The 14,539-nt window shown below is 63.8% G+C and carries 11 protein-coding genes; 6 read left to right on the top strand and 5 right to left on the bottom strand.

All coding sequences use genetic code 11. The annotated features are described in order from the left end of the window. Nucleotides 1–42: 42 nt before the first annotated feature. The 4 genes from ACX80U_RS17390 to ACX80U_RS17375 all read right to left on the bottom strand — a co-directional run bounded on the left by ACX80U_RS17390 (nt 43) and on the right by ACX80U_RS17375 (nt 4,144). Entirely contained in the window at nt 43–1,293 is a 1,251-nt protein-coding gene (locus tag ACX80U_RS17390) for an IS256 family transposase (RefSeq protein WP_459269349.1), read from the bottom strand. Between the two features lie 148 nt (nt 1,294–1,441). Beyond that, entirely contained in the window at nt 1,442–2,116 is a 675-nt protein-coding gene (locus ACX80U_RS17385; RefSeq protein WP_459269346.1) for a TetR/AcrR family transcriptional regulator, read from the bottom strand. A 22-nt stretch (nt 2,117–2,138) separates the two neighbouring features. Beyond that, a complete protein-coding gene (locus ACX80U_RS17380; protein WP_459269345.1) occupies nt 2,139–3,422 on the bottom strand; it encodes an ABC transporter permease in 1,284 nt (427 codons plus the stop codon). Continuing rightward, nucleotides 3,419–4,144, bottom strand: a complete 726-nt coding sequence (locus ACX80U_RS17375; RefSeq protein WP_459269344.1) for an ABC transporter ATP-binding protein — start codon at nt 4,142–4,144, stop codon at nt 3,419–3,421. The genes ACX80U_RS17380 and ACX80U_RS17375 overlap by 4 nt, the downstream gene beginning before the upstream one ends. A 386-nt stretch (nt 4,145–4,530) precedes the next feature. Between ACX80U_RS17375 and ACX80U_RS17370 the strand changes: the two genes are divergently transcribed. After that, nucleotides 4,531–5,598 (top strand): polyprenyl synthetase family protein, encoded by a 1,068-nt coding sequence (locus ACX80U_RS17370; protein WP_459269343.1) that lies wholly within the window; start codon nt 4,531–4,533, stop codon nt 5,596–5,598. Nucleotides 5,599–6,021: 423 nt separating this feature from the next. Here the strand turns inward: ACX80U_RS17370 and ACX80U_RS17365 are convergent, their stop codons facing one another. After that, nucleotides 6,022–7,044, bottom strand: a complete 1,023-nt coding sequence (locus ACX80U_RS17365) for a LacI family DNA-binding transcriptional regulator (RefSeq protein ID WP_459269342.1) — start codon at nt 7,042–7,044, stop codon at nt 6,022–6,024. Between the two features lie 254 nt (nt 7,045–7,298). On the opposite strand from ACX80U_RS17365, the gene ACX80U_RS17360 reads away from it, so the two are divergent. From ACX80U_RS17360 to ACX80U_RS17340, 5 genes are all read left to right on the top strand, one after another. Then, entirely contained in the window at nt 7,299–8,669 is a 1,371-nt protein-coding gene (locus ACX80U_RS17360; RefSeq protein ID WP_459269341.1) for an ABC transporter substrate-binding protein, read from the top strand. Nucleotides 8,670–8,675: 6 nt separating this feature from the next. Further along, on the top strand, nt 8,676–9,629 hold the full coding sequence (locus ACX80U_RS17355) for a carbohydrate ABC transporter permease (RefSeq protein WP_459269340.1): 954 nt from the start codon (nt 8,676–8,678) through the stop codon (nt 9,627–9,629). Beyond that, nucleotides 9,626–10,522, top strand: coding sequence for a carbohydrate ABC transporter permease (locus tag ACX80U_RS17350; RefSeq protein WP_459269339.1), 897 nt, complete (start codon nt 9,626–9,628; stop codon nt 10,520–10,522). The genes ACX80U_RS17355 and ACX80U_RS17350 overlap by 4 nt, the downstream gene beginning before the upstream one ends. A 16-nt stretch (nt 10,523–10,538) precedes the next feature. Further along, nucleotides 10,539–12,248, top strand: coding sequence for a glycoside hydrolase family 13 protein (locus ACX80U_RS17345; protein ID WP_459269338.1), 1,710 nt, complete (start codon nt 10,539–10,541; stop codon nt 12,246–12,248). Between the two features lie 327 nt (nt 12,249–12,575). After that, nucleotides 12,576–14,435 carry an amylosucrase gene (locus ACX80U_RS17340; RefSeq protein ID WP_459269348.1) on the top strand — a complete coding sequence of 620 codons (1,860 nt, stop codon included), beginning with the start codon at nt 12,576–12,578 and terminating at the stop codon, nt 14,433–14,435. Nucleotides 14,436–14,539 lie beyond the last annotated feature (104 nt).

Below are 14,539 nucleotides of genomic sequence, written 5' to 3'. Positions count from 1 at the left end.
GGGACTGTCCGATAAACGGTGTGTGGGGTCCGGCGGTTTTCATCAGTAAATGGTCTTCTCGAACCGGCCCGCGAAGGTGATCGCGAACGCATTGAGCGCGGGTTTCCACCTGATTACCCAGCGTGCTCTGCCCCCGCCGGTGGGGTCAAGAGACCTGGTGACGAGGTAGAGGCATTTCAGGGCCGCGGCCTCGTTGGGGAAGTGGCCGCGGGCCCGGACCGCCCGCCGGTAGCGTGCATTGATCGACTCGATCGCGTTGGTCGTGCAGATGACCCGGCGGATCTCTACGTCGTATTCGAGGAACGGCACAAACTCGGCCCACGAGGATTCCCAGAGCTTCACGATTGCCGGATACCGGTCACCCCACTCTGCCGTGAACTCGGCGAACCGGTCCTTCGCAGCGGCCTCACTGGGAGCCGTGTAGACGGGCTTGAGTGCCTTGACGATCCCGTCGCGGTGCTGCCGGCCGGCATAGCGGAAGCTGTTGCGGATCAGGTGCACGATGCATTGCTGAACGACCGTCCGCTCCCAGGTGGTTGTGATTGCCTCGGGCAGGCCCTTGAGTCCGTCGCAGACGGCGATGAGCACGTCCTGGACGCCTCGGTTCTTCAGCTCGGAGAAGACTTGCAGCCAAAACCTCGCTCCTTCACCTCCGTCGCCGGCCCAGATGCCGAGGATGTCGCGTTCCCCGTTCGTGGTGACGCCCATAACGACGTAGAACGGGGTGTTGCGGACCTGCCCATCGCGGACCTTCACCACGATCGCATCAACGAACAGGACCGGGTAGAGCGGATCCAGCGGACGGGAAGACCACTCGGCCAGCTCGCCGGTGACCTTCTCCGTGATCCGACTGATGGTGTCTTTAGAGACTTTCGCCCCGTAGACCTCCTCGAAGTGCGCGGCAATCTCACCCGTAGTCAGCCCGCGGGCGGACAGGGAGAGCACGATCTGATCAATCCCGTCCAGACGTCGTTTCCGCTTGGGCACGATCACCGGCTCGAACGACCCGTCCCGGTCCCTTGGCACCTCGATCTCGACTGGGCCGATCTCCGTCAGCACCGTCTTCACTCGGGTGCCGTTGCGCATATTCGCTGCGATCGGCGTGCCGCCGTGCTCGTGCCCGAGGTGCTCCGTCAACTCGGCGTCCAACGCCGTCTCGAGGACGTTCTTCGTGAGCTGGTTCAACAGCCCACCAGGGCCGACCAAGCTCACGCCTTGCTCTTTGGCTTGCGCGAGCAGTCGCTCGGCGAGGTCCTTTTGATCGATAATTTCTCCTGTCACAGGATCGATCATCGCCTCTGTTACTTCGGTCGTGAAGTCGTTCACGGCCATCTCCTCTCGGATCAGGCCGAACCTCACACACCGTTTTTCTTACAGTCCCGGAACAGGGGCGGATCGCATGTCGCGGCCGCGCGGATGCTCTGCCGGACGCGCTACAGGTTCATCTGGTGGGGACGTCGGGCATGAGGGTTTCTTGGGGAGTATGTGAGTGGCTGGTGGGTGTGGTCATGATCCTGGTCAGGAGGCCGGTGGTGTGTTCCACGGGTGGGCGTGGGTCCGCGGTCGGATCGCGCATCCATGTGGTCATGGTGAACCGCAGGGCTCCGAAGACCAGGTTGGCCATCAGTCCGGCCTGGTCACGGAGATCTGTCGGGTGCGTCGTCGCGTCGTGGTTCCTGCTCAGGCGCAGCAGGATCAGTTCCGTCAGTTCGGCCTGGATGGAGTTCATGGCCTCCATCGCCTTGCCGAAGATCTGCGGGTAGCGCAGGGCGATCTGCATGCGGGCGGCCATCAGGGTCGGGTCCGGTTCGGGGTTGCTGGCGGCGAGGCTGTCGGCCACGAGCTCGAGGCCCTCCACCAACAGGTTCGTTCCGCTCGAGACGAGGAACTCACGGGCCCGGCCCTCGTGGATCCGCGGGGCCTGGGCGCCAGTGAGCGCCTCGTCCTTCGTCTTGTAGTAGTTGAAGAACGTACGTTGAGAAACTTCGCTCTTCTGGCAGATCATATCCACGGTCACGTGTTCCAGTCCGTGCTCCTGGACCAGGGCGATGGCGCTGCGCTCGATGTTCAGGGCTCGGGCGCGCTTACGGTCTACGGCCCCTTGTTCGTTGGACACCTCTGTTCACGTCCTTTCGGGGCTATTCGTAGCGCAGGGAATCGATGGGGTTCTGTTTCGCGGCTTGCCGGGCGGGCAGGGTTCCGGCCAAAAAGGCGATCGCCATGATCAACAGGATCACCCCGGCCACGGTGCCGGGTTCGAAGAGCATGATGCTGAGCCCCGGCAGCCCGGACAGCGCCCCGTCGGCCAGTACGGAGCTGATCGTGGATCCGAGGGCCACGGCTACGGCGGCGCCTATCGCGCTGCCAAGGAAACCGATAACGACGGCCTCGAGGCTGAACAGGGCAAAGACCCTTCCCCCGCTCATCCCCATGGCCTTCATCAGTCCGATCTCCCGGGTGCGTTCCTGCACGCTCATCAGCAACGTGTTGATGATCCCGAAGCTCGCGGCGACCAGGGCAATCACGGCGAAAGCATTGAGAATACCCACGATGCCGCTGATGACGGTCTGGATCATTCCCAACTGGTCCTCGGTGGTCCGGGCGTCATAACCGTCCTCGGCCAGGGAGGACTTGAGGGCATCGACTTCTTCCGCGGGGAGGGAAGTGTCGAAGTAGGCGGTAACAGCGATGTAGCCGGTGGAACCGCTATCAACACCGGCAGACTGGACCATGGAGAGTTCCGCAAGTAAGGCCTCGTTCATGCTCGCCCCGGAGGCCAGGAGGCTCTCCCGGGAGACCCCCACCACGGTGGCTTCCACAGTGTGCTGTTCACCGAGCACGTCAGTAATGCCCAATTCGACGGTTGATCCGACAACCGGCTCGGCGGAGTCGAAGCCCAACGCCGTGACATAGGTGGAGGGGACAATGATCTGGTGCTCGTCGGAGGTCCGGTCAAGCTGTTGGCCGGCCTCGAGGTCAACTTGGGCGATGCTGCCCACGGGGTTCGCCGTGAGTTCATAGGCAGCGCCACCGTCGGAGGTGATGTAGTCGGGGACGACAAGACGCAGCGGGTCCGCCTCAACAATGCCGGTCGTGCCCCGGATCGTCTCGAGGTCCTCATCGGTCAGCGGATCGATGTCGCGCGGTCCCGCTCCCTCAACGTTGCGCGCGGCTTCGGGGTCGTATTCGGCAGGACCGTCACCAGAAACGGTGTCCCCGGTGGCTTTCTGAACGAAAAGCATGTCGTCTGACCCCATGGCTGCGACCTGTTTGTCCACGTAGTCCGAGACCCCCGCCCCGACCGCGTTGGTGAGGGTCAAGGTGAACGCGCCCACGAAGATCGCCAGCACAGTCAATGTGGTGCGCAGCTTGGAGCGGAAGGTGTTGGCCACCGCTGAGGACATCAGGTCCCGGGCATTCATGCGTGGCTCGTTTCTGCTGCGCTGTCGTGAGCTGACCGACTCGTGCGTTCGATCAGTCCGTCGCGGACGAAGATCTGCCGGTCACAGCGGGCGGCGAGGTCGACGTCGTGGGTCACCACGATGAGGGTGATGCCCTTGTCCTTGTTCAACCCGAACAGGATGTCCTCCACGGTCGCGCCGGTGGCGGTGTCCAGGTTCCCGGTCGGCTCGTCGGCGAAGATGATGCTGGGCTCGTTCACCAGCGCACGGCTGATCACAGCCCGCTGCTTCTGCCCCCCGGACAGATCAGTCGCCTTGTTGTTTGCCTTGTCCGCCAGTTCCAGCTGTTCCAGCACCGCCATCCCCCTGCGGCGCCGCTCGGATGGGCTGACGCCCGCGATTTTCAGCGGAAGGACGACGTTGTCCAACACGGTGGTGTTCGGGGTGAGGAAGAATTGCTGGAACACGAACCCGAACTCCTGGTTGCGCAACGTGTTGAGCTGCTTGGCCGACAACTCCCGTGCGTCCCGCCCGGTAACCCGCAAGGATCCATCGTCCGGCTCGTCCAGAAGGGCCAGGATGTGCATCAGCGTGGACTTACCCGAACCGCTTTTCCCGATGATGGCCACGCTTTCACCCGTCCCAATCTGAAGGGACACACCCTTCAGTGCGTCGAAACGTGTCGCCCCCGCACCATAGGACTTGGTGATGCCCGCAGCATCGATCACCAACTCACCACTCACCGTCGTTCCACCCTCATGCCACGCCCGCCCTTTCGACACCCAATCGCATGCACGGACTGCACGCTTTTGTTTATTGACTGCAATTTACCGGCAGTTCCTGATCACCAGCTGTCAGTCGGAGAACTCCTCCAGAGCCCCGGTCGACACACCGCCCGGATGCCTGACCGGCAGAGGCGCGCACCTGGACGCGGCCCTCCCCAGCATCGTCGACGAAGGGAGGATTCACATCGGAAACGATCGTTCGCCAGACCCCCCGCTGCGATCCAAAAGCGGGAGAACATGGGGCCTCACCTGCAATGCTTCCCGGGAACTACTGTGATCGGAGGCCGGAATGCTTTTTGATCTCACCCCCAGGGGAAGGTAGGCGCAAAGTTATGGACATGGACATGGACCTGGACACTTTGCAGCTCGAGCCCGCAGGGCTCGAGCAGGTCGAGGGTGCACTCGAGCGGTTCTTCGAGGAGTCGAAGAACCGCGCCGCCAGGATCGGCCCCGGCTACCACGGCTTTTGGGAGACCCTCGAGCGCTGCACCGCCGGAGGAAAGCGCTTCCGCCCACGCCTCGTCATGTCCGCCTACCGGATGCTCGGTGGCCGCGACCTCGGCACTGCGGCGGAGGTCGGTGCCGCGTTCGAACTGCTGCACACCGCTTTGATCGTGCACGACGACGTCATCGATCGTGATTTCGTCCGCCGGGGCATACCCAACGTCTCGGGGCGCTACCGCAGTATCGCGGCCGCCGCCGGCATGTCCCCGGACGGTGCCCGTCACGTCGGACTGTCCGCCGGTGTCATCGCCGGCGACCTCGCCCTGTCCAATGCCTACCGCCTCCTCCAACGCGTCGAGGCTCCGACTGCTGTGCGGAGAAGGCTCGGCGAGATCCTGGACGAGGCGGTCTTCGCCTCGGCGGCAGGAGAGTTCCTCGACATCGAGACCTCCCTCGATGCATCGATGCCGCCGCTCGAGGACATCGTGCAGATGGCCCGGCTCAAGACCTCTGTGTACTCCTTCGAGGGGCCGCTGCAGGCCGGCGCCGTGCTCGCGGGTGCCGAGGAAGAGGTGATCATGCTGCTGGGTGAGTTCGGACGGGACGCCGGGATCGCCTACCAGATCGCCGACGACCTCCTAGGTGTCTTCGGCAACGAGACACGTACGGGCAAGACCAACTGGGGCGACCTGCGTGAGGGCAAGCGCACGACCCTGCTGTCCTACGTTTCCTCCCGTCCGGAATGGGACAGCATCTCGTCGCTGGTCGGCAATCCGGGCATGTCCGCGGCCGAGGCCGACCACGTCCGGCGCGTCCTCATCGACAGCGGAGCCAAGGACTACTCGACCGACCTCGCCGCCGAGTACGCCGCACGCGCCCGCACCCACCTCCAGTCCGACGCCATGCCCAAGGCTCTTCGCGGCGCCCTCGAACCGGTCCTGTCGGCCGTCGTGAACAGGGTCCACTGAGGGGCAGCAAAAACTGTCACAGACGATGTCCGACTTACGCTGGCCTTCGAGAATTCGAACCTGACGATTCGAACTTATGGCGTACCGGCAACCTCATCGCGCAGCTCGCAAGGGGAGCACCTAGCTACTGCGGGTCATGCACGAAGAGGTCGGCCCACAAAAACGGCTGTTTCTGGCCTTAACGCGTCACCCAGTGTGATTCGCGCTGCTGAGCTGAATTTACTCGGACCGGCTTCGGGACCGGGCAGATTGTCCTGTGTCCTATACGACCGTCCATAGGACACTCAAATGCGAGAGAGCCATGTGAATTTTCGTCTGGGTGGTGGTGTTTTTGTAGCGTGATGGCGGGATCCGAAGCGCCACGGCTGAGAAGGCAGGCCCTGCTGTAGGCGACTCGCTGCTGTGCAATGGGGTGGACGGGTCCTAGCGGTACGTGCGCGGTGGCGCGGTCGTTGCACGCATGACCAGTTGCGTGGGCACGGTGTGTTCGCGCTCAGGGAGGTCTTTTCCTTCGAGGAGGCTGAGGACCATTTGTGCTGCGAGCTCGCCCTGGGTGTGGACTGGTTGGCTGACAGTGGTGAGGTCGACCAGCTCTGCGATGGGGTGGTTGTCGATGCCGACGATGGAGATGTCGTCAGGGATCCTGAGGCCTGCACGCCTGATGCTTCGCATCGCCCCTACGGCGACTTCATCGGAGTGTGCGTAGACGGCCGTCGGCGGGTTTTTGAGACTGAGTAGGGCCGCCATGGCTTGGGCTCCCTGCTCACCTCCCCATGGTGTGGACATGACAAGCTCGGGGTCGTAGGTGATGCCGGCTTCGTCTAGCGCTTCTCGATACGCGGATGATCTTCCGGATGGTTCGGTGGGTTGATCCAGGTCGATTGCTTCGATCATTGCTATCCGACGGTGGCCGAGGAAGATCAGGTGATCCATTGCTTGGCGGCCGGCTCGATTGTCGTCGATGCAGACGTTGGGGTAGACCGCGTGTTGCCCGCCTGCTGCGACGATGTGCACGTTGAGGAGTTCGAGGCGCGCTCGTTCGGCTTCTTCGACGGGGAATCCGACCACGATGACCGCGTCGACCTTCCGACGGGCAGGCAGTTTCTCGAAGAAACCTCGCCTGTCTTCGAGGCTGCCGACGAAGTACAGGAGGGTGTCGATGTCCGCGGCGCGCAGCACTGTCTCGATGCCTTCGACGATTTCGCCGAAGAACCAGCGTGAGAGGTGCGGTGCCACCACGGCCACCCTGCCAAGGTTTCCCTTTGCCAGGCGGACAGCTTCGGGGGAGACGACGTAGGAGTATTGCGCCGCGATGTTGAGCACGCGCTGCCGGGTTTCAGCGGAGACGCCCTTGTCGTTGTTCAGTGCGCGCGATGCCGTTGCTGATCCGACGCCTGCCAGGCGCGCGATATCCGCGAGGGTCATCTGTGTTCGGGGACTTGCCATGAGCCCAAAGTACTCCATGGAAGGGCTTCCGGTCCTAGTTCTAGGATGACTGGCGCGACACTGTGGCGAAGCTTCGGGCCTAGAATTCTTTTTAGAATGTCTGTTGCGTCACATCTTCCGGTCTGTCACCATAGGTAATCGGAAGCGCTTCCGGTACTGGTCGGCTCGCCCCCAGACTCGCTCGTATCCGGTGAAGTTGGTGTAGGTCCAAGGAAAAGCGCGCTTCGATCCTCATCCCTTATCAGGAGGCAATGATGCCGAAAAACCCGTCCGTTGTTCAGGCTTCGCGGTTCCACTCTGCCGGTCGCTTTCTTACGCTCGCTATCGCTGCAGGTTTCGCCCTGAGTGCTTGTAGCGGTCCCGGTTCCGCTCCGTCAGAAGCGACGACTGAAGAGTTCACCTGCGATACCCAGGCCGCAGCAGAGTCCGATGCCAGCCTGACGTTCTTCACAGCTGCCGGCACTGCTGATTACGCCCAGTCACTATCCGATGCCTTCATGGAGAAGTACCCCAACATCTCGGTGGAACTTCAGACCGAGGCAGACAACAACTTCAACACCGTCCTGCCGCGGCTGCTGGCCTCGGACAGCCCGCCGGATTTGGCAATCCCCTTCGACCTGATCGGCGCTGTCGAGGACGGGTTGGTCACCAACCTCGACGCCTGCGCCGAGGCCTTTGGCTGGGAAGAGGAAATCCCGTCCTCCGCCTTGGCTGCCGGCCGTGTCTCCGAAGGAGTCATCGGTTCGGGTTCCCTCTATCAGGGCGGCGGAGCCTCGGGTCCCCTCGTCGGAGTGTTCTACAACCGTGAACTCGCGGAGCAGATCGGCCTGGACGAGATCCCGCAGACTGTGGAGGAATTCGAGGCGGCCCTGCAGTCCGCGAAGGACGCCGGCATCACACCGATCGTGGCCTCCAACGCCGACGGACTGACCGGGCACCTGTTCAACCTGCTCCTGGGAACCTACATGGGACCGCAGGACCTCCTGAACGTCGTCTGGCGCACCCCCGACGCGACACTGGACACCCCCGAGGCGAAGGAAGCAACCGCGGTGCTGGAGAAGTGGGCGGACGCCGGCTATTTCAATGCCGACGCCAACGCCATCAACCAGGACGCGTCCTACGGCCAGTTCGCCGCCGGTCAGGGTCTGTTCCTCGTCTCGGGCACCTGGGTCACCCAGTCTCTGCCCGAATCCTTCGACGGCAAGTACGGCATCTTCCCCTTCCCGGCGAAGGACGAGAACAGCCCGCAGGTCAGCATGACCAACAACCAGCTCGCCATGTCGATCGCTTCCAAGTCGGACAACAAGGAAGCAGCCGCCCTGTTCCTGGACTTCCTGTCGACCCCGGAAGCCGCAGCAGTAGCGGCCGAGGCCGGCTACCCCTCGGCCCTGAATGCCGAGGCCGGAGCGGAAGTGACCCTCGACCAGCCCGTCGATGAGCAGATTCAGGCCGGGTACGCGACCGTTGCAGCTGATAACGGGTTCGATAACTGGCTGAACAATGCCACGCCTGAGGTCAACACCAAGATGACCGAGCAGTTGCAGGCGTTGCTCGCCGATCAGACGGACGCCGACGCAATGATCGACACGCTGCAGGCTACCTACGCCGATTCACGAGATCAGTAGTTCACGATGAGCGCCAACCTCGGCATCGATGGCGCGGCGGCCCAGACAGCTCAGCCCGGGCGGCCCCGCCGCCGTCCGGGCAGGGCCATCTTTCGGTCCCGCCGGTGGGCAGGATGGCTTTTCGCCCTCCCCGCCCTTGCGTTCTACGGGTTTTTCAACCTCCGGGCGATCCTGCAGTCCATCCAGTACTCCTTCTACGACTGGAACGGCATCGGAGCATCGACGTTCGTCGGGTTCCAGAACTACGTCGACGTCTTCACCCAACCAGAGCTACTCCGGCCCCTGGTCAACGCGTTCTACCTGATCATCTTCTTCACGATCATCCCGGTCCTCTTCGGGCTCATCGCAGCAGCAACGATGCGGACCATGGAAGGGCGCTTCTCCGGAGCGCTGGCACGAACCCTGTTGTTCCTGCCACAGATCATCCCGGGCGCAGCAGCAGCCGTGGCGTGGACATGGATGTACGCCTCCAACGGTGTCATCAACCAGATCCTGCGAGCACTCGGGCTGGACAGTCTTACCCGCGCCTGGCTGGGCGACTTCGACTTCGCCCTCACTGCCGTGGGAATCATCGGGACCTGGCTCTCCACCGGACTGTGTACGCTCCTGCTGATGTCCGGCATCGGAAAGATCGACACCGCACTCTATGAGGCAGCCCGCCTCGACGGCGCGAACGCGATCCAGCAGTTCTTCAACGTCACCGTCCCCGGCCTACGCCGCGAACTCGGTGTCTGCGTCACCGTGACCATCATCAGCGCCCTAGCCAGCTTCGACGTCGTCTACCTGGCCACACAAGGAGGACCCGGCGGAACCACCATGGTTCCCGGCGTCCAGGTCTACCTCCTGGCCTTCAACGACGCACGACTCGGTGCCGCCTGCGCCCTGGCCGTCGTCCTAGCCATCCTCATCGTCGCGATCATCGTGCCATTGCAGCGACTCTTCCAGGAACGTGAGTCATGACCGTCACCAAGACCACCGGATCAAGGGCCGCCAGCCGCGCGTCCTCAACTTCTCCACGCAATACAGCAGCGTCCAAGCAACTGCGCGGCAGGCTTCCCGGCATCATGCTCATCGTGGCGGCCGCGATCTTCTCGATCGTGCCACTGATCAGTATGTTCACCGCGGCCCTGGCCCCGCAGGGAAGCATCCCACAGGGCCTGAGCTGGCCGGCGGACCCGCAATGGCACAACTTCGTCGACGCTTGGAACGTCGCAAACATCACCACCTTGCTGAAATCCAGTGTCCTCATCGTCCTCGGCGTGGTTCCGATCGCCCTGCTGATCTCCACCATGGCCGCGTATGCGATCGCGATCCTGCGGATCCCGCTGGGGAAGATCTTCTACCTTCTGCTCCTGCTGACCCTCACCCTGCCGTACGAGATCACCATCGTGCCTCTCTACCAGCAGGTCAACGAGCTGGGCCTGCTGGACAGCCAGCTCGGGCTCATCCTGCCGCTCATCGGGTTGAACATGCCGTTCGCTGTCTTCTGGATGAACGCCCACTTCGCCACGACACCGGCCGAACTCAGCGAAGCCTCCAGCATCGACGGGGCCAGCGCGTGGCAGTCATTCGTGCAGATCCACCTCCCGCTGGCCCGGCCCGCCATCTCATCCCTGGGCCTGCTGATGTTCCTGTCGACCTGGAACACGTTCCTGCTGGCCCTGGTCCTGATCAACGACCCGAACAAGCGCACCATGGCTGGCGCGCTGCAGGCCTTCCAATCCAAATACAGCACCGACATCGTCCTGCTCAATGCCGGCGCGCTCCTGCTCATGGCACCGACCATCATCGTTTTCCTGCTCCTTCAAAAGCAGTTCAGCAAGGCGCTCCTCCAGGGTGCAGTCAAGGGATAAGGGGCCACGAAAGAACATGACCGAGATGCTTCTCGAACACAATCCCGCACGAGGGACAGATGCCGATTGGTGGAAGGACGCGGTGGTCTACCAGATCTACCCGCGCTCCTTCGCCGACGCCAACGGCGACGGACTGGGCGACCTGCCCGGGGTCACCTCGAAACTGGACTACCTCCAGGACCTCGGCGTCGACGCCATCTGGATGTCTCCCTTCTACCCCTCCCCCCTCGCGGACGGCGGATACGACGTCTCGGACTACTGCGACGTCGACCCACGGCTCGGGACGCTCGAGGATTTCAATGCCCTCGTGGACGGCGCCCACCAGCGCGGACTGAAGGTCATTATCGACATCGTCCCGAACCACACCTCCGACCAGCACCCCTGGTTCAGGCAAGCTCTCGCCGCCCCACCCGGCAGCCCGGAGCGTGCCCGGTACATCTTCCGAGACGGCCACCCCGATGGCCGCACGGACAGCAGAGGGGAACAGCCTCCGACGGACTGGCAGTCCCACTTCGGCGGTAGCGCCTGGGAGCAGGTCCAGGACGGACAGTGGTACTGCCACCTGTTTGATCGGGCCCAGCCGGACCTGAACTGGGACAACGAGGAGGTACGCGAGTACTTCCTGGGCGTCCTGCGGTTCTGGGCGGACCGCGGCGTCGACGGTTTCCGCGTCGACGTCGCACACTCCCTCGTCAAAGACCTCAAGGAGCCGTTGCGGAACCAGCCGAACCTCGACGCTGCCCTACCCTCGGATGGAACTGATCCGCTGTATGACCGGGACGGGGTGCACGAGGTGTACCGGTCATGGCGTGAAGTGTTCAACGAATACGACCCGCCCCTGATGGCTGTCGCTGAGACGTGGACACCGGCGAACTCCCGGACGTTCCTGTACGCCCGACCCGATGAGCTGGGTCAGGTCTTCGACTTCTCCCTGCTGAAGTCATCATGGTCCAGGGACTCCTATCGAAGCACCATCGACACGTCCCTTACCGGACAGCAGTCCATCGCCGGGCACGCCGGCGGCAACACATGGGTCCTGTCCAGCCACGACGTACCACGGCACGCCTCCCGGCTCGCCCTGCCCGCAGATGTATCCGCCGACGACTGGCTCCTCAGCGACGGCCTGCACCCCTTCCTCGATGAGGACCGTGGACAGCGCAGGGCCAGCGCTGCGACCCTGATGATGCTCGCCCTCCCCGGATCCGCCTACCTGTACCAGGGCGAGGAACTGGGCCTGCGGGAGGTAGCCGAACTGCCGCGCGAGAACCTCCAGGACCCCGTCTGGCACCGGTCCGGCGGAGCCCTCAAAGGCCGTGATGGGTGTCGTGTGCCCCTGCCATGGACGAGAAGTGGGCCTTCGTTCGGTTTCGGGTCCCACCAGGCTTGGCTCGAGCAACCCGATGACTGGGCTGACCGGTCAGTAGAAGCCCAAAAAGACGACCCTGACAGCATGCTCAGCTTCTACAGAAAAGCCCTGCAGCACCGCCGGAACGTCCCCGCACTACGACAGGGCGACTTCCATTGGGAGGCCAGTGCACCGGAACTCCTCGTCTTCACTCGAGGCCCCGGGTTCATGTGCGTCGTCAACTTCGCATCCCACCCCGTCCGGTTCGAGGTCCTTGAGGACGCCCACATCATCCTCGGTAGCGGCCCGGTCGACGGCAATCACCTTGCTCCCGAATCGACTCTCTGGTTGTCTCTCGACAGCTCAAGCGCTACACCCTGACAGCGGAAGGACGAGCCTAATGTCACCGGAAAAGGCCAACGAAGAGCCAAGGACCTGCCTGCACTGCGGGCAGGTCCTGCATGACGAGCCCGTCGTCGTCGATCACGCGCTACGCGTCGCATTGGCCTGTACCCAGCATGGCGTCGCGTCCATCGCCGAGCCCTTCACTCCCTAACCCCTGAGCTCACCCCGCAGTAGCCTGTCCTTCGCCTCAGCCATGTCCTGGATCCTTGGCCATTGCCCCTCAGCTCTTCCATGTTTAAGCCTCTACCCACCAGGAAAACTTTGCCCCTCCCTTCAGATGCCCTGACAGAAGACCGCATCCGCATCGAACTCCGGTCGACGCGCCGGGGCACGACGTCGGATACGGATTGGGATTCCTTCGAGGCTCGGTTCGATGCCGAGTTCCCCCGACTGCAGTCGCTGTTCTCCCGTATCTATGGATCCGGCGCGGACTCGGAACTGCTGCGGGTGGTGCTGGACGCCGCGGTGTCGTGGCAGGAGCGGCCCGATGACCTGAAGGCCATCGACGCGTCCCGTGCCATGGCCCCCGAGTGGTACTCCTCGAACAGGATGCTCGGCGGCGTGTGTTACGTGGACCTGTATGCGGGAGACCTCGCCGGAGTGCGTGGGAGGATCCCCTACTTTCGCGACCTCGGCCTGACGTACCTGCACCTGATGCCGCTGTTCCTGGCACCGGAGGAGAACTCCGACGGCGGGTACGCGGTCTCGAGCTACCGCGACGTGAACCCGGCACTGGGCACCATGGAGGACCTCGCCGACCTCGCGCGGGAGCTACGCGAGAACGGCATAGCCCTCGTGGTGGACTTCATCTTCAACCACACCTCGAACGAGCACGCGTGGGCACGGAAGGCGATTGCCGGGGACCCCGACTACGAGGACTTCTACTGGATCTACCCGGATCGGGACATGCCCGACGCCTTTGAGCGGACCGTCCGCGAGATCTTCCCCGACGACCACCCGGGCTCCTTCGTGCAGCTCGAGGACGGCCGGTGGATCTGGGCCACGTTCCACTCGTTCCAGTGGGACCTCAACTACCGCAACCCCCGGGTGTTCCGGGCGATGGCCGGGGAGATGCTGTATCTCGCGAACCAGGGCGTAGACATCGTCCGCATGGACGCCGTGGCCTTCATCTGGAAGCAGCTCGGCACCACCTGCGAGAGCCTCCCCGAAGCGCACCTGCTGCTGCAGGCCTTCAACGCGGAGTGCCGCCTCGCCGCCCCGTCGCTGCTGTTCAAGTCCGAAGCGATCGTGCACCCGGACGAGGTGGTGCAGTACATCGACCGGAACGAGTGCCAGCTCAGCTACAACCCCCTGCAGATGGCACTGATCTGGAACTCGCTCGCCACCCGCGAGGTCTCCCTGCTCGCCCAGGCCCTCGAACGCCGGCACGGGATCCCCGAGGGGACCGCCTGGGTCAACTACGTGCGCAGCCACGACGACATCGGCTGGACGTTCTCCGACGAGGACGCCGCCGAACTCGGCATCGACGGCTCCGACCACCGCCGGTTCCTCAACGCCTTCTTCGTCAACCGCTTCCCCGGCAGCTTCGCCCGCGGCGTCCCCTTCCAGGACAACCCCCGCACCGGCGACTGCCGCATCTCCGGCACCACCGCGTCCCTTGCAGGACTGGAGGCGGGCGACGGCACCGCCGTCGCCCGGATCCTGCTCGCCCACTCGATCATCCTCAGCACCGGCGGCATCCCGCTGCTCTATCTCGGCGACGAGGTGGGCCAGCTCAACGACTACGGTTACCTCGAGGACCCGGCCAAGGCCGCCGACAGCCGATGGGTCGGACGCCCCGCCTACCCCGCCGACCGCTACGCGACCCGGCAGGACACCGCGACGGACGCCGGAGCCATCTTCACGCGGCTCCGCCACCTCATCGACGTCCGGAAGAGTGCGCCGGAGCTCGCCGGCGGACGGCTCGTGCCGTTCACCACGCACAACGCCCACGTCCTGGGCTACCAGCGCCCCGGCCTGCTCGACGGCGAGGAGTCGACCGTCGTCGTCCTGGCGAACTTCGCCGAGACCCCACAGCACATCAGCGCCGAGACGCTCTCGGGACTGCCGGACACCGCCCTCGAACTCATCAGCGGGCAGGAGGCGCATCTGGCGGCAGGTATCACCCTCGAACCCCACGGCGTGCGCTGGTACCGGCTTTGATTGCTGCAAGAAGCTCTTCCGCCCCTCGATAAAGTGTGTTTTTTATCGAGTACACCCAAGCGCAACAGTGCAGAACGGCTCCGATCGCGTGGAATAAGGGTCCG

It is taken from the genome of Arthrobacter sp. TmT3-37 (assembly GCF_054510835.1).
This window is presented reverse-complemented; position numbering and strand designations above follow the sequence as displayed.